The following is a 24960-nucleotide window of genomic DNA, read 5'->3' as shown; positions in this document are numbered from 1 at the left end:
GTCGGTAGTCTGTGCGAGAGTTCTCGAGAACCGGTCCACAGCGGCTCGACGGCGGCAGCGGTGACGCCTCGACGCAGACAGGGGGTACGTGGAGCAGCAGGACTGGGCCGGCCCGGCGGTCAACCGGTGGGAGCTCAGCGCCTACGAGAACCGGATCTTCCGGGAGTACGTCAGCGCGATGGTCTTTTACGGGCAAGTCACCGCGGACGCGGCCGGCCTCAATGCCACCGACCTCTACGCTCTGAACCTCCTTGACCTGATCGGGGAGGTCACGGCCGGTGAGCTGGCCCGACGCACCGGACTGACCACCGGCGCGGTCACCAAGCTCGTCGACCGCCTCGCCGCGGCGGGCCTGGTCTCACGCCGGCCGGATCCTCAGGACAGGCGGCGGGTACGGATCGGCATCGTGGACACCGAGGCCGATGAGCGTCTCGGCAGCAGCGGGGAACTCTTCGCCCCGATCGCCAGCCGTCTGGATCGGCTGATATCGGCGTATCCGGAGCCCGAACGCACAATTCTTATGCGTTTCTTCGAACAACTGAGTTCGGCCACCCGGGAGATCCAGTCGACGAGCCGTCCGCCGCGCCCACGACACTGACCGGACTCCACCAGGATTCGACCGTATCGAGATCCACCCGTGTCATTCTCGGAAATGGCCGCCCAGCTCCGAGGAGAGGACACGACGGTGCCTCGACCCACTATCGACGGCGTGCTGCGACTGGAGGGGGCCCGGTACTCCGACCGCCGTGGCGAGGTCGAGGTCCCGTTCGCCGACCCGGCGTTCCGGGAGGCCGCCGGTCGTGGCATGTTCGCGGTGCAGCAGACGATCCTCACCCGCTCCCGCCTCGGCGCGGTCCGCGGAGTCCATTACACGGCTACCCCGCCGGGCACCGGCAAGCTGGTGCATTGCGTGGCCGGCCAGGTCCTCGACATCGCGGTCGACCTGCGGACCGACTCACCGACGTTCGGTCAGTGGGACGCCTTCGAGGTCTCCGGGGATGACACCGCCGCGCTCTACATTCCGGTCGGCGTTGGGCATCTGTGGATCGCCCTGAGCGATGGCGCGACGCTGCACTACCTGCTCTCCGCCCCCTACCGGGCCGAACTCGAGCGGGCAGTGCACCCGGCCGACCCGGATCTTGGTCTCCCGCTCCCGCCAGAGGCGGAGCGCCTGCTGTCCGAGCGGGATGCGAACGCCCCCACCCTCCGGGAGGCAGCCGCGGCAGGGCTGCTGCCAGACCGGGCGGCCTCCGCCCGGGCGGAACGGGCCACCGAGTCCGCGTCGCGCTAGCCCCGCCGCCCCGGGCCGACCCTCGTCCGTCCCGACGAGCAGGCCCGGGGCGTTCAGCTGAGCTTCGCCAGCAGCTCGCGGCCGGCCTCCACCACCCCGGGCCGGGCACGTTCGCCCTCGGCCCGATCCGCCGCAGCGTGCCGCATGACGTCGTCGCGGAGTACCCGCTCGACGGTCTCCCGGATCGCACCGGGCCCCTCGGCGAGCTCTAGGCGGGTGCCCGCGCCGGAGCGGGCGATCCGGTCGGCGCTGTGGTTGCTGGCGAACCCGGTGAACCCGCTGGGCGCGATGATCTGCGGAACCCCGGCCACCAGCGCAGTGGCCACCGTCCCGTCGCCGCCGTGGTGCAGGATCGCGTCGCACCCCTCGAGCAGCAGGGAAAGCGGCACGTCGACCTCCACCGTGACCCGGTCTGCTGGCGCCGGCGCCAGCGCCTTTGAGTGCGCGGGCACTGCCACTACGAGGTCGACGTCCACGTCAGCGAGCGCGGACACCACGGCGTCCATCGGTGCGAGGTCGCCTGTCACCCAGGAGTAGGTCCCGCCGAGGGTCACCAGCACCCGTGGGCGGCCGATGGCCTCCCCGGCGCGCCGCACCGAGCCAGCACCGTTGTACGGGACATAGCGGGCCGGGACGCTCGGGCGGGCCGCATCGAACTGCAACAACGGCGGGCAGACGTCGATACCGGTGTCGCCGTCGAGCGCCGACGGCGGCAGACCCGCGTCGCTGAGGATGTCGCCGAGGAACCGACACTCGGCGTCCCGCCAGCCGGGCACCCCGCCGGCGAAGTCGGGCCCGAACAGGAACCGCACCGTCGGGATGTCGAGCGCGCGGCCGAGCGTCGCCGCAGCGTAACACTGCCAGTCGTAGACGACGACGTCCGGACGCCAGTCGGTGAGCACCGCGGCCAGGTCCTCGTTCATCAGGCCAGCCACGCCACGGAAGAACCCGAGGTTCTGGGCGATGTTGTGGCTCTCGTCCCCGCTCGCCGGGGTGTCGCCGCGCCCTGGGAGCCGGGAGCGCATCTCGTCGGTGATCACCGGGTTCCGGCCCACCGGTACCGAGGTCAGCCCGGACTCGACGACCTGACTGGTGAGCGCGGGCGGGTGCGCCACCCGCACGTCGTGCCCGTCTGCTCGCATCGACCAGGCGAGCGGCACCATCGGGAAGAAGTGGGAGTTCTGCATCGAGACCGCGAAGAGGACGCGCACGGATCACGCTCCGTTCGAGAGGGTCGGCGGGCCGCGGGCGCGGCCCTCGGGTCACTCTCACGGGCTCCCCTCGGCTCTGCCTGGTGTTCGGATGGCCGGGCTCAGAGCTCCCGCAGGATCTCCAGGTAGGCGTGGTCGACGGCGGTCGGACCGGTGGGCCCGACGTGCTCGCGCAGCCTGCGGTGGAAGTGGCGGGCGTGCCGGATCGCGTCGTGTCGACGACCGCGGGCCGCCAGCGAGCGGATCAGGCAGACGTGCACGTCGGTGTCCAGCGGGTCGTCGACGAGCACCGCGCGCGCCTCGGTGATGACATCGGTGAATCGCCCGGTGTCGTGCAACGCTGCGAGGTGGGCGGCCTGGGCCGCCCGCCGTGCTGTGTCCAGCCGTCCGGCGACGGCGAGCAGGCGCGGTCCGCGGTCGACGTCGGAGAGCACCGGTCCCCGCCAGAGCGCGAGCGCGGACCGGTACCCGGCCGCCGCCCTGGTCGAGCAGGACGTGCGGGCTGCCACCTCGATCAGGCACTCGAACTGGTGCCAGTCGAGCAACGCCGGATCGATTTCGAGCCGGTACCCGCTGCGGGTCGTCCGGATGTGGCCGGGTGAACCGTCGCGGGTGTGCCGCCGGAGCTGGTAGACGTAGGTCTGCAGGGTCGTCGCCCAGCTGACCGGTGGGTCGCCGCCCCAGAGTTCGTCGACGAGCAGGTCAGTCGGCACCGACCGGTCCGCCTCGACCATGAGCAGCGCGAGCAGCAGTCGTTGTTTCGGTGCCCGTACCGCGACCGGGTCGACCAGTCGGTCACCGGCGAGCGGACCCAACACTCCCGGCCGCACGGACCCGGTCCTCACCGGGTGTCCGCGAACGGCAGCGTGAGATCGCCGTCGGACAACACCTGGCGGTGCAGCCGCACCAATGGCTCACAGGGGTCGAGTCCGAGTTCCTCGATCATTCCGTCGCGCAGCACCGAGTACACACCGAGCGCGTCCTGACGGCGGCCCGCGGCGGCGAGGGAGAATATGAGGTAACCGTTCAGGAGTTCGTTCAGCGGGTTCTCCCGGACCAGCGGCCGGAGCTGTTCCACGGCCTCTCGGTGCCGGCCCGTCGTGATTCCCGACAGGATGAGCAGTTCGTTCGCGCACATCCGCATCTCGGCCAGCCGCTCGCGCTGGGCCCGGATGCGGGGTCCTGGCCGGACGTCGGCGAACGGCTCACCCTGGTAGAGGTCGAGCGCGCTCTGCGCGGACGCTGCGACGGCCTCCGGTGCGGCGTCCCGGCGGGCCAGAGTGACGTGTTCGACGAAGCGGTACATATCCACGTCGGAGGGCTCGCCGACGAGCTCGTAGCCGAGCGGCCGGGTCAGCAGCTCCGGACCGCCCTGCCGCCCGAACATGCGACGGAGGCGGTACACGTAGGTCTGCAGAGTGGTCACCGCCGTGGCCGGTGGCCGATCACCCCACACCTCGTCGGCCAGCTCGTCGACGAGAACAACCCGACCGATGTTGATGATCAATAGTGCAAGCACGACTCGGGGTTTCGGCGGAAGGTCCTCCACCGGAGAGTGCGTTCCGGACACCACTGTTCGACCGAGTACCCGATACCGCACGAATCCCCCAAATCGATATCTTCCCGACAGAAGAGAATTTACCCGCACCTTTGCAACATTTCGACCCGATCGAGTATGATGCACAACACAGTTAGATGAACGGTTTTGTTCAGTTGATCTTTCGATTCACGTCATCTCAGTGTCGACGTGTCCCCACTCAGGTCTGGGAGCGAGTGGCGACATCGTCAGAACGGCCCGGACCGGGGCGTCCCCGAGGCACGTCATCCGGTGCCGCATGCCGCGCGGGATCACGAACGAGCTGTCGGGACCGATCTCGTGGCGATGCTCCCCGACGGTGAGTTCCATCGCCCCGCCCAGCACGGTGACCCGCTCCTCCGAGTACGGGTGGTAGTGCTCGGTGACACTCTCACCGCGCCGGATCGTGGCGATCACGAGCAACCCTTCCTGCGCCCCACCGGAGCGCGGGCTCAGGACGATCCGCAGGTCGGCCCCGCGGCCCGGGAGTGGGCTGACGTCGTCGGTCCGGACGACCGTGACCGGCTCGGCCGGTCGCTCCGCAGGAAAGGCCGGAACGCCCGCGGTGGAGTCGGTGCTCACGCCGTCACCCGCCGCTCGATGTTGTCCCGGACTACGCCCATCTGCGCCGCCGTGTTGCGATTCAGCCGCTCGGTGATCGCCTCCTCGGTGAAGGGCGCGTCCGCGCGGACCGCAAAGTCCTGCCGCCACCGCATGCGGGTGCCGCCGGGGATCTCCTCGTAGGTCCAGTGCAGCTGCATGTACTCGAACGGCCCCTTCTCCACCCGCTCCGCCCGTACCGAACGGGTCACCGGGTCGGGCGTGCGGTCCGACACCCAGCTCCAGACCCGCCCGTCCGGGTCCGGATGCAGTGTCAACCGGATCCGAAGAGTCGGGCCCCGCCGTTCGACGATCTCGGCGGCGGCATACTCCGAGAACAGAGTCGGCCAGGACTCGACGTCGTTGGTCATGTCCCACACGAGGTCTATCGGCGCCGCGATGTCGACGCTGTTGTCGGTTCGACCTGCCATGTCAGTGTCCCTCCTCCGGCAACTGTGGATCGACGCTCAGCGGCTGGCGATCGCGTCGTTGACGAGCGCGATCAGCTCGCGCGGTGTGCGGGCCTCGACCACGACCGCGTCCGGGAGCGCGGTGCTCCATCGGGCCTGGATCAGACCGGCCGTCTCGAGCAGCGCGAGCGAGTCGTAGCCGAGGTCCTCGAACGGTGCGTCGAGGAAATCCCCCGGGACGGACTCCGGGGCGCCCGCCGCGCGGGTCATCAGCTCGGCGAGCAACGGAGCGTCCAGCTTCTCCTGCTCGGGGGTGGTGGTGCGGTCCATGACGGATCCTCTCCTCGGTGGGTCCGGCGGCCGGGTCGGCCGTCGGTGGGGTTAACGGGTCACGACGACGGCGGAGTGGAACCCGCCACGGCCGCGCGCGAGCACCAGGGCGGTGGACAGTGCCGCTGGGCGCGGCGTGTCCAGCACCAGATCCAGGTCGTCGGGCGGCTGACGCAGCCCAGTCGCCGGCGGCACGACGCCGTCGCGCAGCGCGAGCAGCGCGTGCACAACGTCGAGGGGCCCGGTCCCGGCTGCGACCCGGCCGGTCGCGGTCTTCGGTACGGCGACCGGCACGCCGCGCCTGCCGAACAGCCCGACGAGCGCGTCCCGCTCCGCCTGGTCGAGCGCGGGCACCCCGGCCGCGTCGGGAAGGACCAGGTCGACGTCCGACGGGCCCAGCCCGGCGTCCTTCAGTGCTGCCTCGGCGGCACGGCCCAGCGCCGAGCCCGGCGCCTCGGACGCCCCCTCGAAGGTCGCGGCGTGGCCAGCGATGCAGCCGTACACCTGCGTGCCGTCGACCTCCCCGTCCGGCTCGATTATCAGGATCGCACCGCCCTCGGCGGGAATGCTGCCGTCGGCGTCGGGGTCGAACGGCCGGTAGCGCTCGCCGCTGACGCGGCCGCCGGCCAGGTGCGCGACCCAGCCCCAAGGACAGACGTTCGAGTCGACCGCGCCGGTGACGACGAGCGTGCTGGCACGCCGCAGATGCCGCCGGGCCTGCGCCAGCACGTCGAGCCCTCCCGCGTCGTCGGCGACGACGACGCCGGACGGGCCGCGCATCCCGTGCCGGATCGAGATCTGACCGGTGTTGACCGCGTAGAACCAGGCGAACGACTGGTATGCGCTCACGTGCCCGGGCCCCTGCGACCACAGCTTGCCCAGCTCCCGCTGCCCGAACTCGTACCCGCCCGCCGAGGCCGCCGTCGCCACGCTCATCGCGTACTCCGGGCGGGTGCCGATCCGGCCGGCGTCCTGCAGCGCCTCGTCGACGGCGGCGAGTGTCATCCGGGTCATGTGGTCGGTCTGCGGCATCAGGCGGGGCGAGACGTGTTCGGCCGGGTCGAACCCGGACACCAGTCCGGCCCGTCCCGCCGGGTAACCCGAGGCGTCCCAGCGGTCCAGCTCGGTGATCCCGCAGCGGCCCTCCAGAACACTCGCCCAGTGCTCCTCGACACCGATCCCCACCGGGGAGAGCACGCCGATCCCTGTCACCAGTGCCCTCACCTGTCCTGCACCCCGTCCCTGGCGAGGAGCACCGCGCTCTGGAAGCCGCCGAACCCGGACCCGATGCTCAGCACCCGGTCCAGCTCCTGGTCACGGGCGATCCGCGGCACGTAGTCGAGGTCGCACTCCGGGTCGGGAGTGGTCAGGTTCGCGGTGGGCGGTACGACCTGGTCGTCGATGGCCAGCGCGCATGCGGCCAGCTCGATGGCACCGATGGCACCGAGCGAGTGCCCGACCATCGACTTGATCGAGCTCATCGGGACCCGGTACGCGTGTGGGCCTAGTGCCTTCTTCACTGCGGCCGTCTCGTGCCGGTCGTTCTGCCGGGTCCCCGAGCCGTGCGCGTTCACGTAGTCGACGTCGTCCGGTGCGCAGCGGGCCTCGTCCAGCGCGGCGGTGATCGCCTCCGCCAGCTCGCGGCCGTCGGCCCGCAGCCCGGTCATGTGGTAGGCGTTGCACCGCGACGCAGTCCCGACGATCTCCGCGTACACCCTCGCCCCGCGCCGACGGGCCGCCTCCAGGTCCTCCAGGACGAACATCGCCGCGCCCTCACCCAGGACGAACCCGTCGCGGGTCCCGTCAAACGGCCGGGATGCCGTCGCCGGGTCGTCGTTGCGGGAGCTGGTCGCCTTGATGGCGTCGAAGCAGGCCACTGTGATCGGCGAGATCGGCGCGTCGCTCGCGCCAGCCAGAACCGTATCGGCGCTGCCTTCGCGCACCAGCTCGGCGCCGTGGGCAACCGCATCCAGACCGGAGGTGCAGCCGGCGGAGATCATCGTAACCGGGCCAAGCACTCCGTACCGGCGGGCGATCTCGGCGGGCATCGAGCTGGGAACGAAGTAGTCGTAGAGGTGCGACACCGCGCGGGTGTGGTCGACGATCCAGCGGGAGCCGCCGTGACTGACCCGCTCGTACTCGCGGTCCAGCCCGATGGTGGCCCCGACCGCGCTCCCGAGGACGACCCCCCAGCGCTCCGGCTCGGACCACGGGCGCACACCGCTGTCCGACAGCGCCTCGGCCGTTGCCGCCAGCGCGAACTGCACGGCCCGGTCCAGCCTGGTCGTCTCCTCGCCGTTGAAACCGAACTCGGCCGGGCGGAAGTCGCACTCGGCCGCGATCCGTGACCGGAACGGGGCCGGATCGAAGTGGGTGATGGTGCCGGTCGCGGTCCGGCCGTCCGTCAGCAGGTCCCAGAAGGCTGCTGTCCCGATACCCCCGGGTGCGACCACGCCGATCCCGGTGACGGCAACGCGTCGACTCACAGTGTCCTCCTCGGCGCGGGGGTCGACAGGCTGTGCAGGCAGGTGACCAGGCTGCGGGCCTGCACGTTGAGGTAGTGGCTGTGCCGCAGCAGCTCCTGCAGCTGGCCGACGGTCACCCAGAGGTAGCCGGGCGGCTCGGCCGGGTCTGTGGTCTCGACGACCGTGTAGCGGGTCTCGGTGTCGAGGAAGCGGCCGCCCTCCTCGGCCATCACACAGTCGAATCGGACGTCCGCAGCTGGGGCCTTTTCCACCAGGTCAAGCAGCGGCGGCGCCGGGAGCGCCGGCAGGGACTGCAGTGTCGCCGGGGTGCACTGCACGGTCGGGGCCAGCTCGACGACGTCGACCAGGCCGGGCTCGGCGCGCAGCTGCACGAGCACGTGCAACACCCCGGACGTCTCGTTGACGACGAACGCGGCGAGGCCCCGGCCGCGGGCCGCGAACATCGGCTGTGACCAGCCGTCGACCTCTCGACCCGCTGCGCGCACGTCGACCCCGACCACCTCGAAGAACGCTCCACTCTCGTGCCGGATGCGTCCGTCGCGGCGGATCCAGCCGGTGGTCTCGCGCAGGGGGACCGGACGGGTCCTGGTCTCGGTGCTGGTCCGGGCCTCAGTGACGGCGCTGAGCACCGTCATCATGTCGTGCCGGCCGTCGGTGCGAGCCATTGACGCCTGCAGCGCTGCGGTGAACCGGTCGCGGGCGGGCACCGCGTCCACACCGACGGGCAAACAGGACAACACCGTGCGGCTGTCCATGTTGACGATGTTCTCGACAGCGAGCAGGTGGTGGATCTCGGCCAGGGTGAACCACCGGAAACCGGCTTCGGCGCCGACCTGGGCTCCGACCTCGACAATCATGTTTCGGTTGCGCTTCTGTAGGAACCACGCACCCTGCTCGGACTGTCGCACGTCGGCGATGACCCGGTGTCCGCCGCGCTGCAGGAAGTGCTGCAGGTAGCGGACCGGGCGTCCGTTGTGGACGCCGGTGTAGTTGGACCGTGTCGCCTGAACCGTCGGGGACAGTTGATAGCCCCGCGGATTGCCGGGCTCGACCTTGGCTTGGAGCAGGAACTGTGCGACTCCGTCCACGGTCCGGGTGAGAATCCCCAGGATCCCGATCTCAGGCTGGTTCAGCATCGGTTGCCGCCAGCAGGGCACCGCGCCACCGTCGACCCGGACCTCCACCCCTTCCACTGAGAAGAACCGCCCGGTGTGGTGTCGGATCGTCCCCGTCGCCGGGTCGCTTCTCCAGCCGTCGAGTTCGTCGAGCGGAGTGCGGCGGACCGTCATCGGCCGCTCCCGTGCCCGGTCGGCGAGCCAGCCGAGCGTGGCGGACCGGCGTTCGGCGGTCGCGGCGTCGGACAGGGCCGATCGGGCCAACGCGAGTCCGCTTCCCGCCGTCCCGGCGCTGCCGGGCTGGTGGGGTAGCGGTCGGACGATCACCGTCGGCCCTCTCTCACCTGATGGGCGGCGGTCGTGCGTAGCCCGCGGAATCGGCCCCCGGTCCGGACCGAAGCGATCCGGGTGCGGTGCGCCGCGTGCACGGGGCCTGCCTCGAAGTCATGGAAGGCGTCCTCGTCCACCCAGTCGCTCATGATCACCACTCCGTCCCGGTCCGGCCCGAACAACCACTGCTCGAGGCATCCCGGCGCCTCGGCGACCTCCTCGGCCATCCGGGGCCATTCGGCGACGAAACGGACGGCGTCGGTTCCGGTCATCTCCAGTTCGATCACGGCGCGGAATCCGGCGCTCACTCCGGGCTCCAGCGGTAGAAGCTCGTGGCCCGGGAGTCCAGCGGACCGCGCCAGGTCTGGGGGTCCCACGGCTCGACCAGCGCATCGACCGCGGCGCTGATCCGACCGAACCCGGGGTCCTCGGCCCGCGCCCGGCGGATGCGGTCCGCCAGACCGGGTTCGGCCTCGATCAGGTGCGCGTAGACCCCGTGGAAGGAGTAGAGCGCCCGGTGCCGGACCCCCATCCGCTGTGGCAGACCAGTCGCATCCGACTCGGCGAACAGGCGGGCGACCTGCTCGGCTCGCCCGACCGGCATCCGGGCCACCATCAGGGTGCGCTCCACCGGACGGTCGCTCATCGGACCGGCTCCGGGTAGCTCAGTGCGCGCGCCCGGTCGAGAGGGATGGATGCCGGCCGTCGCGACTCCCACCAGCCGCGGTTGTCCCGGTACCACGCGACGGTCGCGGCCAGTCCCGACCGGAGATCGCATGTCGGCCGGTACCCGAGTGCGCGGGCCTTGGAGTCGTCCACCGCGTAGCGCAGGTCGTGCCCCGGCCGGTCGGGGACCGGCCGGATCCGCTCGGATCCGGCGCCGGTGAACTCGAGCAGCATCCCGGTCAGCTCGCGGTTGGTGAGCTCGGTCCCGCCACCGATGTTGTAGATCTCGCCCGGCGTGCCTCGCTCCGCCAGCAGCAGCAGGGCCCGGCAGTGGTCCCGCACGTGTAGCCAGTCCCGGACGTGGCGGCCGTCCCCGTAGAGCGGGACATCCAATCCGTCGAGCAGCCGGGTGGCGAACAGCGGAACCAGCTTCTCCGGGTACTGCCCCGGGCCGTAGTTGTTGGAGCACCGGGTGACGAGCACCGGCAGGCCGTGCGTCCGGTGCTGGGCCAGCGCCAGCAAGTCGGCTCCCGCCTTCGACGCCGAGTACGGCGAGCGCGGGTCGACCGGTGCGTCCTCAGTCCAGCGCCCGGCGGTGATCGAGCCGTACACCTCATCGGTGGAGACGTGCACGATCCGCTGCACCCCGGTTGCGCGGCAGGCGTCGAGAACGACGGCGGTCCCCAGCGTGTTGGACTGGACGAATCCGTAGCCATCGGCGATGGACCGATCCACGTGCGACTCCGCGGCGAGGTGCAGGACAACGTCGGTGCCTGCACAGAGGTCCCGCACCAGCGACGCGTCTGCGACGTCCCCGACCACCAACGTCATCCGGGGCTCGTGCGTGGGGAGGCCGTCCGGGTCGGCGGCGTAGGTCAGCCGGTCGAGGACGACGACCTCGGCGTCCGCCCGGGCGGCGAGCAGCTCGTGGACGAGATGTGAACCGATGAAACCGGCTCCGCCGGTGACGAGATATCGGACCATCGGTGGCGCTCCGTTCGTGACGCGGTGCGTTCGGCGTCACGAACGGTCACACGGGCGTCTCGACGGACGCTGGAGACAGGATCGACGGCCCTTCTCGGACCGAACCCAGACCCAGGAGCGGGCAGTGGAACGCCCGGGGCCAGTGCTCGGGATGGGGCAGTACCGCCGCGAAAACGCTGAACCAGCGCCCCGACCTCTGCGGTCGCACACAACCGCTTGTTCTGGAGACCGGATCAGTTTGCTACGTGCGTGATCCGTTGTCGGGCTCCGTCAGCTACCCCAGTCACGGCCGGCATCCACCGACAGCTGAGCAGCGCCTCCGCCTCGACCTCGGTCCAACTCTCGGCGGGCGTACCGCTTGTGCCGGGTCGGCAACGCGTTCCTGCCGGTTTGTCCGCGAGCCTGGCTTGGCCCGCGCCGTGGTGCCGGCGCGCTGATCGATCGTCGTCACGGCGCTACGACCGTGTCGTATCCAGGTGCCGGCTCGGCCGTCGGGCGGTAGCGTTGCGGACAGAATCGGGAACGGCACGCGTCTGGTGGCTGGGTAGGCGCGTCTCTTTGCTGTGGCCAGGAGACGCCGATGTCCTACCGTCGATTCTTCCGTTCAGCGCGCCCGACCTTCCCAGCTCTAGCTCTCGTCGGGCGCCTTCCGTATGCGATCGTGCCTCTCGGCACGATCTTGCTGCTGCAGGCAAGTTCCGGCAGCTTCGCCTTCGCTGGGCTCGCCGCGGGCGCGCAGAGCATCGCTATCGCCTTAGGCGGTCTGTGCGTAGGTGCGGTGGCACGATGGGTCCCGCCGCGCCGGATCGGGTTCTGGGCGGCGCTGCTCAACGCAGCCAGCATCGTGCTGTTGCTGCTCGCCAGCCGTGGAGCCGGGTCAGTCGTCATCGTCTGTGCTGCGGTCCTCGTTGGGCTGACTCAACCGCAGGTTGGCCCCTTGGTGCGGGTGCACTGGTCCGGGCAGCTACGGAGCGGCGACGCTCACCTCATCCGGACCGCGATGTCATACGAGGGGGCCGCTGACGAGACCAGCTTCGTCCTCGGGCCGACCCTGGTGGGTGTCCTTCTCCTGGTGCCTACCGCCGCGTGGGGGTTCCCGCAGGCAGGCCCGCTACTTGGCGCCGCAGTTCTGCTCGTGGTCGCGGCCGCCCCGCTCGCTCGCCAGTACGCAGACTTGCCAAGCGAAGACGCCACTCCCGGGGCCGGTTCCAGCGAGCCCACGACAGGTAGGTCGTCCGCGGCCGCCGGGCCGGTCCCGAGCTCGGATGCGAACAGGGCCGGGACCAGCTTGCACTGGCCGTCGCTGATGGCACTGACCGTGGCGATGGTCAGCGCCGGGGCGATCTTCGGGGCGGTACAGACCGGCGTCGCTGCCTACGCGGCGGAAGAGGGCACCCCTCAGCTGGCAGGTCTGTACTTCGCCGAGCTCGGGATCGGAAGTGCGGTCGCGGGCGCGGCGTGTGCCTGGCTGCCTCCAGGGTTCAGCCTCGGCCTACGCCGCTGGCTGTTCCCTCTCGCCCTGGTGCTGGGGATGCTGGTGCTCCTCTGGGGCGCAGCGGCCGGCTTGCTGCCGGTCGCGATCGCGGCCGCCGGCGTGGCTGTCGGCCCCTACATGGTCACCCTGTACTCACTGACCGAAGCCCAGACACCGTTGCCGCCCATGGTGACTGCTATGGCCGTCTTGTGCGCTGGCGGACCAATCGGCACCGCAGCTGGCCAGCTTGGCGCCGGTCTGCTCGCCGACCGGCTCGGCGCCATACCGGCGTTCATCATCGCCCCGATCGCCGCCGCTCTCGGCCTGGCCGCGTCGATCGCGAACACCCGCACCTTCAGCGGCCGACTTCTCGAGGAGGCCGCGACCTCAACCCCAACCGTCGACAGCGACATCGACGCCGGAACTTGTGCGAGCGCCGATACCCGCTACAGGGATGGGGAGGTCCGCTGATGTACAAGTCGCCGCTCGTGGCCCCCGCCCACGAAACACGGCCGTGCCGCGCAATCTCGTCGCAGCCTCCACCGCGCGTGATCATCGGGAGTGTTCAGCCGATACCGGCCGACCTACGCCGCCAGATTGCCAGGAAGGTCCAGGTGGTCGGATCAGCTACGAGCCTTGCCGAGATGCTGCGGCAAGCGGAAGCCCTCCGGCCCGACATCGTGATGTACCTCTGTGACGGTCACGAGTATCAGTCGATCGATGACCTTCGGCGGCTCCGCGACGAGGGCCGACACCAGTGCGATCTTGTACTGGTCGCCACACGTCCGACCCTGGCACTCGTACTCGCGGGGGTACGGCTTGGAGTGGTGTCATGTCTGACCTTGCCGCTCTGCGAGGAGCAGCTCGCCACGCAGGCCTCGTTATGGCGGCAGCGGGCTGAGCTCGTGACCCAGACCGGATACCTGGAGGTCCTCGATACCGAGCAGGTCGGGCGCTTCTTCCCGCTGATCGCACCTGGCCAGGCGGTCGACTCACCGCGGACCGAGACTCCGACGCTGCAGAAGGTCCGGGACGTCATCCGCCCCGCGCCGAGCTACATGTCTGCCCAGCAGGTAGCCGAGCAAGCCGACCTCTCAGCTGTCTCAGCTCGACGGGTGCACGGTGGTGCATCCGTGAGCCTAGCGGATGGGTACGACCGTCACGCCGACGTCGAGCTGTGTCCAGGCGGTGTCGGCGGTGATCGCGGGTCCGGCGAGGCGGGTGGCCAGGGCCAGGCAGCACCGGTCGCCGAGCGAGAGTCCGGCGGTGCGGGTGGCCGGCCACAGGGTCGCGGCGGTGACAGCGTCGGCGCCGGTGAGCGGTTCAACGCCGATCCCCAGGGCGCGTAGCTGGCGCAGGGTGCGGTCGGCGTCGACGCCGCGCTGGGCCAGCTTCTGGTAGACCTCCGAGAGGTTCACCGCCGAGATCACCGCCGCCTCGAGGTAGCTCTCGACCACCTCGGCGCCCGGCTCGGCGCGCAGCCAGGCCAGCACCGCAGAGGCGTCCAGCACCGCCGGGCCGCGGGAGGCGGGGGAGTCAGGGGAGCCAGGGGAGTCGCTGGCCGCCGGCCGGTCCGGCCCGGTCACGAGGAGGTGTCCTCGGTCGCGGCCTCGGCCCGGCGCTCGGCGAGCAGCTCGTCGGCGGCCGAGTCCTGCGGGTCGCCCTGCCACTCCGCGGCGATCTCTCGGCGCATCCGCGCGACCAGCTGCGCCCGGGACTCCATCACCACCCGCCCGTCCTCGACCGACAGCAACAACGTCGACCCGGCAGCCAACCCCAGATCACGACGTACCTGCGCGGGGATCAGGATCCGGCCGTCCCGATTGACGACGACCTCGGTACGTCCCGCATCGTCCACCTGCTCCGACATACCAGCAAGCGTACCGCAGGTATGGCCGAGATCTGTCAGGCCGCCCCGTCCAACGACAAGGAGGGCTACAGACCCGCAACCCATTGCTACGCAACATAACTTTGCTTTTGTCGCCTAGCACGCTCCTCTGCTAGACGACATTCCGTGCCGGATGATCCCGCCCCACGCCCGACCCGCTGCAACAGCCGCTGCGCTGATCACGGCAATCAGCGCCGAGCCAGCCGAGCAAGCGGTGCTCGTTCACCTGGGGTGCCGGATGCTTCCGGTGTCTTCGGGCTCGAGACGTCGCCCCGATACGCGTTGCAGCGGACCCGGACTCTCTGTCCAGACGGCTCGTCGGCAATCGGGGACCCCGCGGAGGTGGAAGGTGGACGAGTAGTCGCCAACGGATGCCGCTCGCTATTGGTTGGACTGTCATAATTCAGATTATCGGCCCGCCCAACGTTCCATTGCCCATGGCTGCCCGTCGCGCTGGCGGTCGTCACAGACCGAGCGCGGCGCGCGCGTGGATCGCCAACCCGCGAAGCTCTGCCAGAGCTACGCTGTGGCTGCCGCGCGCTTCGCCAACCCGGACCGACGATGAGGAGATCACCACGTTCGCCGGCCCCGTCCGAGTACGGCAAGGCACGACCGTGGTGTGATCCACGCGACATCCGACTCTCAGGAACAGCTCGCTACCATGACTTCCATGGATCTTAGCGTGCTCCTTGATGAGCAGCGTGTCGCTCAGTTCCCGTTAAACGGCGACAAGTCTTACGAGTACGAGGTGGTAGACGACGGAACGCTACCCAACTGCGTCATCGAATCTCGGTGCCCGCACCGACTAGTGGCCCGCTATGACTCCGCGGAGTGAGATCAGATCGACGAATCATCTTGACAGGGTTGACGATCCGGCGACCTCGAGAATCGAGTGCCTTGAGACCTGGATTCGAATCAAGAATCGAACAGAGATGAAGGGATAATGTCGATAGAAGTACGTCGTATCCGTCGCGAAGAAAGCGCCGCAGTGACGCGATTATGGGATGCTATGAGTCTGGAGCTAGCAGGCGGCAATACCATGACTGCTGAAGAGAGCGACGACGTCGCGACGCTTCTAGCGCGGAGCGCAAACGGGGACCGGTACTTCTGCCTGGTAGCCGATGACGATGGCGACATTGTCGGATTCGTCAACGGAGAGGTGAAGCCCGAAGATGAAGTTGTGCCTGGCCGCGACGGCGAGATCGAGACTCTGTATGTCGCGCCCGAGTCGCGACGACGTGGCGCAGGCTCGGCATTGGCCACAGCCGCGATTAAGTGGTTGCAAGATCACGATGCCAGCCTAATTCATCTGGAAACCTGGCTTCACGATTACACCGTGCAGAACTTCTGGGTCGGATGCGGATTCGAGTTAGCATCATTGAGGATGGTGCTCTCCGCCACCGAAGACGCGCTAGCGTCGCACCCGCAGGCCACCAACTCAGACACTACCTTGAAGTCGACCAGAATGATGCACGCGCATCTGTCAGATACGGATCTTGCTTGTCAATCAGCAGTTTATTGGACCGGTGTCACTCATGAGGCGCTCGTTGCTTTTGCAAAAGCTCAGCGAACCGGTGAAGAGTACACCAGGAAGCAGTTCTTATTGCTGTGCGCCCTGTCGGAGAGTGGCCCCACTTCCGAATGCCAAGGAAAGACCATGTCCGAGATGCGGGCGAGCCTGCCTATCTCCTCCATCTCCGAAGACAACCTGACGGTGGAGGCCGAAGGTCTCGTCCAACGCGGCTGGCTAACCAAGGAGAACAAAGACGGAGAGAATAAGTACCGGATTACTGAAACGGGCTGTCGCATAATTGCAGAACTCTTACGTAGGGGGCCCGAGCTACGCGCCAGACTCCATAACGGCATCGACGGCGCCGACTATATCACCACTGTAAAGGTCCTTCAGCAGCTCATCCGCAATGCCAACAGTGTAACCGGCTGACACTTCCTGGGCTTGACCCCTGCCCGGACGCTGTCCTGCATCGGAGCCAAGCTCATTCCATCAACACGGGGCCGGGTAGCGAGTGCGCCTTGAAGAAAAGTAGCCTTACGGCCAGACAGGGCAGACTTGCCGAGAGCTCCATTAATTCTGATGACCGTCTCAAGGCCTAACAGTTCCCATCCCGCGGTGGAGAGCAGGGCAGTATTGGAGACCCGTTCACTTTTCAGGAAAGGCAAGCAAGCCCGCTCTGGATGCGGACTCTGTGGTGAACGACGGTTCGGCCGCCAGGCTCGAATCTCGTGATCTGTCATGGCTGGGTCGAGAAGGTTGCAAAGGTGGTGTAGCCGCCGAGCAGGACGAGGTCAGATGAGGCGTTGAAGGTGATGACGGCGTAGCCAGTGCTAAGCTCGTGAGTCTCGTCGAATAGCAGGTAAGCATCGATCAGCCGCAGCGTGCCTGACCAGGCCCAGATCGGAGGGTTCCCCCCTGTGTCGATGCGGTGGGTGTCCATCGTCTCCACCATCCATTCATAGGCGCGTTCCAGGCCGCCGAGTACCGTGTCCCAGCTCCCGACGAGGACGCCCTCCTCATGCAACTGAATGACCCGATCGAGACGTTGAAACGTCTTCAATGCCAGCACCTGTCCAGTATGCCCGAGCGGGAATCAGCATTATCAACGGTAAGCGGGTTGACTGCTGACCCGCGCCGTCGGCGACTGAACGCTGCTGTTGAAAGAAGGTAGTATTCTTGGGTGACCCCTGAGAATGTATGTCAGTTGGCAGCGTCGGCACCTGGTCGATGGGCCGAACTCGAGCTGGTTCATCGCTCCAACGACATCAGTGTGCGCGCGTGGTTGCGGCACGGCGAGCTTGATGGGGTACGGCTCGATGACGGCCAGCGTATCCAGGAGCGCGGTGCACCGCCCTCGTCGTGGACTGTGCGCCCGTTGGAGCCGTACCCGACCAACTACCAGTGGTCGGCGATGCTGGATCCCTACGAGCTCACCACCGGTGTCACGATCATCGATCCACGAGATGGTGAGCTCTTCGGCCGGCGGGTCGTCTCCTTCCTCGCCCGCGCGGTGCCGGGCTACGCCCCGATCTGCTCGTGCTGTCCCTTGATCTTCTCAGAAGCCTCAGAACGGCTTGAACACGGCGAAGACTGGACAGCACAGCCCGGGGAACTACCCGATGGCGTCGAGCTGGCACTCGATCTCGAGATCGGGATCGTCGTGAGCAGCCGCGACCACGGCGGCCGCCTCGACAGCTGGTTCACCAACGAGATCCTGCGAGTGAGGTGAGCACCCGGTCACGAACCTCACCCTCGCCCAGAACCAGCGCCACAAGGACGAGGCCACGGCGACCTCGACGTTAACGTCACTCACAGAGCTGCCGGTGGAGCTGGTCCGGAGCCCGACGCGAGTCCGAGTCCACGGCGCTCTGTTCCATGGACAGGTCCCCGGACGGTGCGGTGTACGTCGGCCGTGCCGCACCGGGTCGTCCGGCCAGCCCCTACGCCAACCCGCACAACGTCAATCGGTGCCGCAGCGGGCAGACCCACGTAGGACGGCGCTGTCGAGCGCCCACCTCACCGCGCCCCCGGAGTTACTTCTCGCCGTCTGCGTGACGCTGACTGGCCGCGATCTCTCGCCTGCTGGAGCGCTACCGAATCGACGAGCCCACCGTGTCTGTCACACCTGATCGAGCTACTCGACCCGCCAGGTTCGTTCAGAGCAAAGCCCGAACCCACGCAGGGCCTGCGCAAGGAACGGTGGTTCTGGTCCGACACGCCGGGCTGAGGTCCGGCGGGATGGGCACTGAGGTGTTCTCAGTAGGGCGGTGACAGGTCCTGGCGACACACCGAGGGCGGTGAAATGACCGGAGACTGGACAGGACCCCGGTAGATCAGGTCGGTCCGACCAAAGATCGACTCCGCTACCGAGGTCCTGCGTGCCCGATCCTGTCACCTACACCGGTGTGCTCCCGATCGGGGTATCCACCGTGCGCTATCTGGCCCGGCTCCTGGCCGGCGAACGCGCCCGCCGCGGCACCCGAGCCGGCCGCCGGGCTCTGGATCCGCTCGGTCAGGCGGTGCTGGTTCTGCGATGGTTCCTCGACGCGAACCGGGTGGTAGGCCTGGCAGCCGACAACGAGGTCAGCACTGCGACCGCCTACCGCTACCTGCACGAAGGCATCGACGTCCTCGCCTCAGCCGCGCCCGGTCTCCACGGCGACCTGCTGTCGACGGCGCCCTGCTCGCCGCCCGCGCAGCCGGCCACACCCATGTGAGTCTCGACGCCACCCTGATCGCCACCGACCGGTGCCGCGCGCTCGGACTGAGCCGCTCTGGGTCTGATGGAGACCCGCGCTATGGGATTCCGACCGGGTGTTGGTCGTCCCGGTGGGCAGCGTAGAACGCCTGCTCGTACTCGTGCGGAGGCCGGTCGTCGAGGTAGCCGTGCAGGCGCTGATGGTTGTGCCAGTGCACCCAGCCCAGCGTCGCGAGCTCGACGTCCTCGACGGTCTTCCACCGACCGTCTCGGGTGGGACCGCGGATGAGCTCGGCCTTGTAGTAGCCGTTCACGGTCTCGCCAGCGCATTGTCGAACGAGTCCCCGACGCTGCCAATCGACGGGACCGCACCGATCTCGGCCAGGCGCTCGCCGTAGCGCACCGATGTGAACTGCCTGGGTTCAACCGGTCGTTGCAACACCGGGTTGTTGGAGTGAGCGTAGCTGTTCCTCGAACACCTCGGCGGGAGTCTTCCAGTCGAGCCTCTTTCGGGGCCTGTTGTTGAGCGTGAGAGCGACGGCTTCGAGGTCCTCGGCGGACCAGCGCGAGAGGTCCGTGCCCTTCGGGAAGTACTGTCGAAGAAGCCCGTTGGTGTTCTCGTTCGTCGGCCGCTGCCAGGGTGAGTGAGGGTCGGCGAAGAACACCTTCGTGCCCGTCTCGAGCGCGAACTGGGCGTGTCCGGAGAGCTCTTTGCCGCGATCCCAGGTGAGCGTCTTGCGGAGCTGTCTGGGCAGCGTCGTCATCGACACGGTCAGGGCGGCGTTCATCGCTGCGGCGCCGTATCCGCCCAGCGCGGGACCGTTCTTGACCGGCGGGATCTCACCCCAGCCCTCCAGCCGCGGCAAGTGCACCAGCAGGGTCGAGCGGCTCTTGCGTCCAACGATCGTGCCGATCGCGGAGCGACCGGTGCCGATGATCAAGTCACCCTCCCAGTGCCCGGGAACGGCACGGTCCGCCGCCTCGGCGGGGCGCTTCGAAAATACGACATCGTCGGTGACGTGGCCGTGCGGGCGATTCTGTGCTCGAGCCCGCGGCTGCCGAAGTGCACGGCCTGTTCGCAGGCAGGCGACGAGTTCGCGTTTGAGCGCGCCACGGCCCTGGATGAACAGCGACTGGTAGATCGCTTCGTGGCTGATGCGCATGGACTCATCATCCGGGAAATCGACCTTCAAACGGTGCGAAACCTGCTCCGGGCTCCACGCGGTCGCCCACCGTCGATCCTGCCGATGCGGCTTGTTCAGGCCCTTCCATGCCGGCGGCTGCGGGCCGACGACGACGCTGCCATCTGGCCGGCGCACGCTACCGGCGAGCCGCTGCTGCACGTACTCCCGCAGCCTCTCGTTGATCACGAGCTTCGCGGTCTTCGGTCGTTTCGCCGCCTGCTGGGCCTTCCACTGCGCCACCAGCGCTCGGTACTCCGGCTTCCCTCCCCGTGTGGCCGCGTTGCGGCGTAGCTCGCGAGAAACGGTCCCTGGATCACGCCTGATCGCCCGGCCGATCTCGCGCACTCCCTTGTTCTTGGCGTGCAGAATCGCGATCTCCTCGCGTTCCTCAAAGGACAAGTAGCGGCTGCTGGGCTCGGCCAGCGAGACGGACACGCCCACTTTCAGCGCCGCCTCGGCTGAGGTGATGCCCGTTGCGATCTGCCGCCAAAACTCCCGTTGCACCGCACGGGAGGGCTCAGGCCGCCCGGGCGAGCGCATCGGCGGTCGCAGGGCCCGATCAGCACGCCACTGCCGGCGAAGCCCCTCGGGCGCATCGCTGGTCCTCTTGCTCCAGTCGTCCGTCGCCACCCTGGACTCCTTCGGGATCAGGGTGTTGCGACGACCGGTTGAATCCGCCCTGGGCTCCGGCATCGCTGTGACAGCGCAGATCCGGTAGCCGGGCACCGCGCGACCAGCGGGCCATCTCCAGCGCATCGAGCACCATGCTGGTGCGCATGTGCCCGGCGACCCGCCAGCCCACGATCATCCGTGAGAAGGCGTCGATGATGAAGCACACGTAGGCCACGCCGGCCCAGGTCGGCACGTAGGTCAGGTCGGTGACCCACACCGGTTCGGCGCCTCGGCCCGGAACCGGCGTTCGACCAGGTCCGGGTGCCGGGCCGCGACCGGATCCGCCCGCGTGGTGCGGACCCGTTTCGTCCGGCGCGCGCCCTCGATCCCCACCGTGTGCATCAAGCGGGCGACCTGATCACGCCCGACATCCAGGCCGGCGCGCCGCGCCGCCTTCCACAGCTTGCGCGCCCCGTAGACGCGGTAGTTGTTCTCCCACAACCCGACCAGCAGCGGGGTCAGCTCGGCGTCCCGCCTGGCCCGCGCCGAGGCCGGGCGGGTCTTGGACGCGTAGTAGCTGCTCGGGGCCACCTGCAGCACACGGCAGATGAGCTCGATCCCGAGCCGGCGCCCCTCCACGACCTCGTCACGGTGGGCGTCGATGAACTCCACTATTTGCGGTACTGGCGGTCGAGCTCCGCCCCGAAGAAACTCGCAGCCCGCTTGAGCACCTCGTTGGCCCGGCGCAGCTCCCGGACCTCCTGCTCGAGCTCACGCACCCGGGACGCCTCGTCCGTGGACACGCCGGGCTGGTGGCCATCGTCGATGTCGGCCTGGCGCACCCACAACCGCACCGACTCCGCGCCGTAACCGAGCTGATCGGCCACCCGCTTCACCACGCCGTGATCGTGTCCCAGCTCAGCGCGCAGGGTGCGGACCATCCGCACCGCCGCGGCCTTCTCCTCCGGCGAGTACCGCCGCGTCGTGGGCTTGCCCGCAGTTCGTTCTGACGGCATGACTCCATCCTCGTTTCCAAGGCCAGGAGTCTCCACCGGACCCAGAGCGGCTCAATCGGGAACTCCATGCTCCCACTGGCTTAGAACGACACAACAATCGGAGCCAAGGGCAACCTGGAGCCGGTCGCGTAAGGCCGCTCCACGAGCCATGTGTTCGGCGGCGACTCCCAAGTCATCCCAGCCCGCGATGTGATCGAAGTGGGTATTGAATATTGAAGCCCACTCGTGCAGATCCACACTGAGTTCAGCTTCTATCGCGCAGTCGACAGAATCGACGGGCCCAATCTCACCCCACACCGGAAATCGGACGCCGTACTCGTTCATCAATCGGATCCTACGCATCCCTGATGCCGTTCAGTCTTCGGGAACAATCTTCGGGAAAGATTTGACTCATTTATTCTTGTTGAGCAAGAGAAGAGAATACCACTCCTTCGTGAAAGAGTACACCGCGGCCATCTGGTCATCGCTGGATGATCCCGCCAAGTAGATGCCCTTCTGTTTCGTTTCGTTGCAACGATACGATTGACGGAACGATACGAAAACGCTAGCCTAGGATGGTGAGTGAGCAGCCCTCCCCCGCCGAGCCGGCCGACCGCAACGGCGACACCGCGGCGACACCGGCCGCTCCGACTGCTGGGGCGCCGGGCAGTGCCGGGCCGCCGGGGAGCGCGTCGGCGGGCACCGGGCCGGTCGAGTCCGGCGAGACCGCGTCGCCCGGGGCCGGCGGTCCGGCGGGGCGGGCCCGCACGGGGACGCTGGAGCTGGTGGCGTGCCAGTTCCCGGGGGGCTGCGCGAACAGCATGGAGTACGCCGGGTCCGGGCGGCCGCCGAAGTACTGCTACCAGGTCGTGGACGGGGTGATGCACGACCGGGTCAACGCCAAGCGGGTCGTGGACGGCGGTGTCCCGGCTCGCCGGCGTCGGGAGCCCGACGACGCCCCTGCCCGGCCGATCGCCCGCGCAGGACAGACCGTCGCCGAGCAGGTCACCGCCCTCATCGCGCGCCTGGAGGTGAGCGGTGCAGAGCTGCGCGAGGCATTGGGCACCCTGGCCGATCCCGACGCGGTCGCCGCGGAGATCGCCGCTGTCCGGCGCGCCGCGCGTGCTGAGATCGACCAGGCCCAGGCCGCGACCGACGAGGCCCGCGCCCAGGCACGCGCCGCCCGCGACGACGCCGCGGCCGCGCGCCGATCGGCGGCCGCCTCGGATGCCGAGGCCGTCGACGCTGCCGAGGCCCGCGACTCCGCCGAGCTCGCCCGCGACACCGCGATCGCCGCACGCGAGGCCCTCGAGGCCGAGGCCGCCCAGCTCCGCGCCGCGTTGGAGCAGCGCGACACCGAGCTGGCCGCGGTCCACTCCGAGCAGGACACGGTCACTGCTGAACGCGATACCGCGATCGCCGCGCGCGACACCGCGGCCGCGGAGGCCGCCCGGGTCACCGCCGAGCTGCAGACCCTGGCCCGCGAGCACTCCCGCACCGAGACCGAACTCGCCGAAGCCCGCCGGCACATCGAGTCGCTCACCGCCGGACGCGACACCGCGGCCGCGGAGCTGGCCGCGGTGCGCCGCACCCTGGACCGGGCCGAGACCGACCGCGCGCGGTTGGCCGACGAGCTGCACGAGGTCCGCGAGCAGGCCGCCGAGCACCGGGCCGGACGCGCCGCGGCGGAGAGCGGCCTGGCCGCGCTGCGCGAGCAGCTCGCCCACGACCTCGACCGCGAACGCGCCTACGGCGAACAGCGCCTCGCCGACGCCGAGACCCGCCACGACGCCCAGCTCACCGACCTGCGCACCGAGCTGGCCCGAGCACGACGTCGGTCCGCCGGCCGGACGGCGCAGCAGGACCTCGACCACACCGACAGCGCCAGCCCCGGCGCCGCGGACGACGACGTCGACAACGTCGACCTCGCCGTCGACGGGAGCAGCGAGGCCGGGGCTGCTGGCTCGTCGCGCCCTGCCGGTGCACGACGAGCCAGGCCCCGCGCCGCGCAACGCCGCCCCAGCCCCACCCAGCCCACGAAGCCCGCGCCCGGCGACTCCTCCGACGCCTCAGGAGACCTCCCGTGAACGCCTTCTCCCCCAGCCCCTCCCCGCGCCCGCAGCACCCCAGAGCACAGGCCCCCAGGGCGCTGGACTCCAGGGCACTGGACTCCAGCTCGGCGGCGCGCCCGGTGATGGCCTCCCCCGCGCGCCCCGGCCGGGAGCAGTCCCTGTGCTGCGACCAGTGCGGCCAGGCCCCGACCGACCCCCTGCAGCACATCCTGATGAGCGCAGTCTGGCTCGTCCCCGGCCCCACCGGCCCGACCACCGCGCGCTACTGCCGCACCTGCCCGCCCGCCGGCCCGATCGCCGACCTGACCTGCCTGCGCTGCGGCGACGGCCCACTACTGGTCGGCGACCTCGCCGCCGACCCTGCCGACCCCGACGACGCACTCCCCACAGCCGCCCAGCAGTGGCTCACCGCCGCGGGCTGGCGCCTCGACGGGCCGGTGTGCCCCGACTGCCGACCGCGTCGCCAGCTCCCCTTGCATGACGAGGAGAAGCGGTGATGGCGACATACCAGGACCGGGGGGCCGCGTCCCCTCGGGTGGTGTAGATCGGCCGCGAGGGTCTCTGCGGTCTAGATCATGCCGTGATGAGTTCCGGTGTGGCCACCTCCTCGGCGGGAACAGGTGGCGCGAGCAGGGCCATAGTGGTCTCGCCGAGGTAGCGGCGATCGGTGGCCTGCCATTCGTCGTGGGCCTCGATCAGGACCGCGCCGGCCAAGCGGAACAGTGCCTCCGGGTTTGGGAACACTCCGACCACGTCGGTGCGGCGTTTGACCTCCTTGTTCAACCGCTCCAACGGATTGGTCGACCAGATCTTCTTCCAGTGCGCGACCGGGAAGTCGGCGAACGCCAACAGGTCGGGCGCGGCGTCACGCAGCATCGTCTCGACCTTCGCCGATTGACGCCCGAGCATCCCGGCGATGACGTTGAGCTGTTCGCGGACCATGTCGGCCTTGGGCTGGGCGAAGATCGTGCGGATCGCCGCGGCGACCATCTCCGCGGAGCCCTTCGGGACCTGGGCCAGCACGTTGCGCAGAAAGTGCACCCGGCAGCGTTGCCAGGCCGCGCCGAGCAGGACTGCGGAGATGGCCTGCTTGAGGCCGGTGTGTGCATCAGAGATGACCAGCTGCACCCCGCCCAGGCCGCGGGCCTTGAGGCTGCGCAGGAACGCCGTCCAGAACGCGCCCGTCCTCGCTGTCGCCGACGGCGCACCCGAGGACCTCGCGCCAGCCGTCGGCGCGCACGCCGGTGGCGATCACGACCGCTTGTGAGACGACGCGGTGGTTGACCCGGGCCTTGCAATAGGTCGCGTCCAGGAACACATACGGGAAGGCCTGCTCAGCCAGGCATTGTTCGCGGTGGTGATGGAGGCCTACCTGCACGGCGTGTCGACCCGCAAGGTCGACGACCTGGTCAAGGCCCTCGGCGCCGACTCCGGGATCTCGAAGTCCGAGGTCTTGGACTCAACCGGTCAGCGCAGCACCGTGGTAGATGGTCATGGTGGAGGTGCTGGCGTTGGCGAAGTTGGG

Annotated in this window: 24 protein-coding genes and 5 pseudogenes; 9 read left to right on the top strand and 20 right to left on the bottom strand. The window is 69.0% G+C overall.

All coding sequences use genetic code 11. The annotated features are described in order from the left end of the window. Positions 1-88: 88 nt before the first annotated feature. Together KPL60_RS21880 and KPL60_RS21875 are read left to right on the top strand one after the other, a co-directional pair. Complete coding sequence (locus KPL60_RS21880) at positions 89-598, top strand: MarR family winged helix-turn-helix transcriptional regulator (protein WP_226367047.1); 510 nt, start codon at positions 89-91, stop codon at positions 596-598. Positions 599-709: 111 nt separating this feature from the next. Continuing rightward, positions 710-1291, top strand: coding sequence for a dTDP-4-dehydrorhamnose 3,5-epimerase (locus KPL60_RS21875; protein WP_308016806.1), 582 nt, complete (start codon positions 710-712; stop codon positions 1289-1291). A 53-nt stretch (positions 1292-1344) separates the two neighbouring features. Here KPL60_RS21875 and KPL60_RS21870 read toward each other — a convergent pair whose 3' ends face one another. From KPL60_RS21870 to rfbB, 12 genes are all read right to left on the bottom strand, one after another. Then, positions 1345-2502, bottom strand: coding sequence for a nucleotide disphospho-sugar-binding domain-containing protein (locus tag KPL60_RS21870; protein WP_226367045.1), 1158 nt, complete (start codon positions 2500-2502; stop codon positions 1345-1347). A gap of 101 nt (positions 2503-2603) precedes the next feature. Further along, positions 2604-3332 carry a BTAD domain-containing putative transcriptional regulator gene (locus KPL60_RS21865; RefSeq protein WP_226367044.1) on the bottom strand — a complete coding sequence of 243 codons (729 nt, stop codon included), beginning with the start codon at positions 3330-3332 and terminating at the stop codon, positions 2604-2606. A gap of 11 nt (positions 3333-3343) precedes the next feature. Beyond that, complete coding sequence (locus tag KPL60_RS21860; protein WP_226367043.1) at positions 3344-4051, bottom strand: AfsR/SARP family transcriptional regulator; 708 nt, start codon at positions 4049-4051, stop codon at positions 3344-3346. Positions 4052-4228: 177 nt separating this feature from the next. After that, the gene (locus KPL60_RS34805; protein ID WP_226367042.1) at positions 4229-4660 is read right to left on the bottom strand and encodes a cupin domain-containing protein; all 432 of its coding nucleotides are present in this window, start codon (positions 4658-4660) and stop codon (positions 4229-4231) included. Further along, positions 4657-5109 carry an SRPBCC family protein gene (locus tag KPL60_RS21850; protein ID WP_226367041.1) on the bottom strand — a complete coding sequence of 151 codons (453 nt, stop codon included), beginning with the start codon at positions 5107-5109 and terminating at the stop codon, positions 4657-4659. The genes KPL60_RS34805 and KPL60_RS21850 overlap by 4 nt, the downstream gene beginning before the upstream one ends. A gap of 36 nt (positions 5110-5145) precedes the next feature. Beyond that, a complete protein-coding gene (locus KPL60_RS21845) occupies positions 5146-5418 on the bottom strand; it encodes an acyl carrier protein (RefSeq protein WP_075334875.1) in 273 nt (90 codons plus the stop codon). A gap of 51 nt (positions 5419-5469) precedes the next feature. Further along, positions 5470-6630: a beta-ketoacyl synthase N-terminal-like domain-containing protein gene (locus tag KPL60_RS21840; RefSeq protein WP_308016805.1), complete on the bottom strand. Its 1161-nt coding sequence runs from the start codon at positions 6628-6630 to the stop codon at positions 5470-5472. Positions 6631-6638: 8 nt separating this feature from the next. Next, positions 6639-7904 (bottom strand): beta-ketoacyl synthase, encoded by a 1266-nt coding sequence (locus KPL60_RS21835; RefSeq protein WP_226367040.1) that lies wholly within the window; start codon positions 7902-7904, stop codon positions 6639-6641. Further along, positions 7901-9283 carry an NDP-hexose 2,3-dehydratase family protein gene (locus tag KPL60_RS21830; protein WP_226367039.1) on the bottom strand — a complete coding sequence of 461 codons (1383 nt, stop codon included), beginning with the start codon at positions 9281-9283 and terminating at the stop codon, positions 7901-7903. The genes KPL60_RS21835 and KPL60_RS21830 overlap by 4 nt, the downstream gene beginning before the upstream one ends. 59 nt (positions 9284-9342) lie before the next feature. Continuing rightward, positions 9343-9657: an antibiotic biosynthesis monooxygenase gene (locus KPL60_RS21825; protein WP_226367038.1), complete on the bottom strand. Its 315-nt coding sequence runs from the start codon at positions 9655-9657 to the stop codon at positions 9343-9345. Then, the gene (locus tag KPL60_RS21820) at positions 9654-9995 is read right to left on the bottom strand and encodes a TcmI family type II polyketide cyclase (protein ID WP_226367037.1); all 342 of its coding nucleotides are present in this window, start codon (positions 9993-9995) and stop codon (positions 9654-9656) included. Before KPL60_RS21820 ends, KPL60_RS21825 begins: the two co-directional genes overlap by 4 nt. Then, complete coding sequence (gene rfbB, locus KPL60_RS21815; protein ID WP_226367036.1) at positions 9992-10999, bottom strand: dTDP-glucose 4,6-dehydratase; 1008 nt, start codon at positions 10997-10999, stop codon at positions 9992-9994. Before rfbB ends, KPL60_RS21820 begins: the two co-directional genes overlap by 4 nt. 661 nt (positions 11000-11660) lie before the next feature. Between rfbB and KPL60_RS21810 the strand changes: the two genes are divergently transcribed. Then, positions 11661-12944, top strand: a complete 1284-nt coding sequence (locus KPL60_RS21810; RefSeq protein ID WP_226367035.1) for a hypothetical protein — start codon at positions 11661-11663, stop codon at positions 12942-12944. A 668-nt stretch (positions 12945-13612) separates the two neighbouring features. On the opposite strand, the gene KPL60_RS21805 is transcribed toward KPL60_RS21810, so the two are convergent. Next, positions 13613-14059, bottom strand: coding sequence for a type II toxin-antitoxin system VapC family toxin (locus tag KPL60_RS21805; RefSeq protein WP_226367034.1), 447 nt, complete (start codon positions 14057-14059; stop codon positions 13613-13615). Beyond that, entirely contained in the window at positions 14056-14343 is a 288-nt protein-coding gene (locus KPL60_RS21800) for an AbrB/MazE/SpoVT family DNA-binding domain-containing protein (protein ID WP_226367033.1), read from the bottom strand. The genes KPL60_RS21805 and KPL60_RS21800 overlap by 4 nt, the downstream gene beginning before the upstream one ends. A gap of 1027 nt (positions 14344-15370) precedes the next feature. Here KPL60_RS21800 and KPL60_RS21795 point away from each other — a divergent pair. Then, positions 15371-16303, top strand: a complete 933-nt coding sequence (locus KPL60_RS21795; protein WP_226367032.1) for a GNAT family N-acetyltransferase — start codon at positions 15371-15373, stop codon at positions 16301-16303. Positions 16304-16610: 307 nt separating this feature from the next. On the opposite strand, the gene KPL60_RS21790 is transcribed toward KPL60_RS21795, so the two are convergent. Further along, positions 16611-16943: a hypothetical protein gene (locus KPL60_RS21790; RefSeq protein ID WP_226367031.1), complete on the bottom strand. Its 333-nt coding sequence runs from the start codon at positions 16941-16943 to the stop codon at positions 16611-16613. Between the two features lie 111 nt (positions 16944-17054). Between KPL60_RS21790 and KPL60_RS21785 the strand changes: the two genes are divergently transcribed. Further along, positions 17055-17603, top strand: a complete 549-nt coding sequence (locus KPL60_RS21785) for a hypothetical protein (RefSeq protein ID WP_226367030.1) — start codon at positions 17055-17057, stop codon at positions 17601-17603. A 676-nt stretch (positions 17604-18279) separates the two neighbouring features. Beyond that, positions 18280-18629, top strand: a pseudogene (locus KPL60_RS21780) (IS5/IS1182 family transposase); the annotation flags it as partial. A 41-nt stretch (positions 18630-18670) separates the two neighbouring features. Here the strand turns inward: KPL60_RS21780 and KPL60_RS21775 are convergent. From KPL60_RS21775 to KPL60_RS21760, 4 genes and pseudogenes are all read right to left on the bottom strand, one after another. Further along, positions 18671-18987 (bottom strand): annotated as a pseudogene (locus KPL60_RS21775) (integrase core domain-containing protein); the annotation flags it as partial. 7 nt (positions 18988-18994) lie between these two features. Continuing rightward, positions 18995-20296 (bottom strand): IS30 family transposase, encoded by a 1302-nt coding sequence (locus KPL60_RS21770; protein ID WP_226367080.1) that lies wholly within the window; start codon positions 20294-20296, stop codon positions 18995-18997. A 139-nt stretch (positions 20297-20435) separates the two neighbouring features. After that, a pseudogene (locus KPL60_RS21765) lies at positions 20436-21384 on the bottom strand (IS3 family transposase); the annotation flags it as partial. Between the two features lie 51 nt (positions 21385-21435). Continuing rightward, the gene (locus KPL60_RS21760) at positions 21436-21708 is read right to left on the bottom strand and encodes a hypothetical protein (RefSeq protein ID WP_226367029.1); all 273 of its coding nucleotides are present in this window, start codon (positions 21706-21708) and stop codon (positions 21436-21438) included. Positions 21709-21941: 233 nt separating this feature from the next. On the opposite strand from KPL60_RS21760, the gene KPL60_RS21755 reads away from it, so the two are divergent. Together KPL60_RS21755 and KPL60_RS21750 are read left to right on the top strand one after the other, a co-directional pair. Continuing rightward, on the top strand, positions 21942-23450 hold the full coding sequence (locus KPL60_RS21755) for a hypothetical protein (protein ID WP_226367028.1): 1509 nt from the start codon (positions 21942-21944) through the stop codon (positions 23448-23450). Then, positions 23447-23932, top strand: a complete 486-nt coding sequence (locus KPL60_RS21750; RefSeq protein WP_226367027.1) for a hypothetical protein — start codon at positions 23447-23449, stop codon at positions 23930-23932. Before KPL60_RS21755 ends, KPL60_RS21750 begins: the two co-directional genes overlap by 4 nt. A 76-nt stretch (positions 23933-24008) precedes the next feature. On the opposite strand, the pseudogene KPL60_RS21745 reads toward KPL60_RS21750, so the two are convergent. Then, positions 24009-24789, bottom strand: a pseudogene (locus tag KPL60_RS21745) (IS256 family transposase); the annotation flags it as partial. Between KPL60_RS21745 and KPL60_RS21740 the strand changes: the two are divergent. Continuing rightward, positions 24775-24888, top strand: a pseudogene (locus KPL60_RS21740) (transposase); the annotation flags it as partial. The pseudogenes KPL60_RS21745 and KPL60_RS21740 sit on opposite strands and share 15 nt — an antisense overlap. Between the last annotated feature and the right edge of the window lie 72 nt (positions 24889-24960).

It is taken from the genome of Pseudonocardia sp. ICBG162 (assembly GCF_020496225.1).
Lineage (GTDB): Bacteria > Actinomycetota > Actinomycetes > Mycobacteriales > Pseudonocardiaceae > Pseudonocardia > Pseudonocardia alni.
The sequence above is the reverse complement of the archived record's forward strand: the minus strand, read 5'-3'. Positions and strand labels throughout refer to the sequence as shown.

What these genes read in the sequence shown, in the direction of transcription:
- KPL60_RS21845 (WP_075334875.1), bottom strand. Translation starts at nt 5,418, where the DNA reads ATGGACCGCACCACCACCCCCGAGCAGGAGAAGCTGGACGCTCCGTTG.
- KPL60_RS21795 (WP_226367032.1), top strand. Translation starts at nt 15,371, where the DNA reads ATGAGTCTGGAGCTAGCAGGCGGCAATACCATGACTGCTGAAGAGAGC.
- rfbB (WP_226367036.1), bottom strand. Translation starts at nt 10,999, where the DNA reads ATGGTCCGATATCTCGTCACCGGCGGAGCCGGTTTCATCGGTTCACAT.
- KPL60_RS21850 (WP_226367041.1), bottom strand. Translation starts at nt 5,109, where the DNA reads ATGGCAGGTCGAACCGACAACAGCGTCGACATCGCGGCGCCGATAGAC.
- KPL60_RS21770 (WP_226367080.1), bottom strand. Translation starts at nt 20,296, where the DNA reads ATGCGCTCGCCCGGGCGGCCTGAGCCCTCCCGTGCGGTGCAACGGGAG.
- KPL60_RS21800 (WP_226367033.1), bottom strand. Translation starts at nt 14,343, where the DNA reads ATGTCGGAGCAGGTGGACGATGCGGGACGTACCGAGGTCGTCGTCAAT.
- KPL60_RS21760 (WP_226367029.1), bottom strand. Translation starts at nt 21,708, where the DNA reads ATGAACGAGTACGGCGTCCGATTTCCGGTGTGGGGTGAGATTGGGCCC.
- KPL60_RS21820 (WP_226367037.1), bottom strand. Translation starts at nt 9,995, where the DNA reads ATGAGCGACCGTCCGGTGGAGCGCACCCTGATGGTGGCCCGGATGCCG.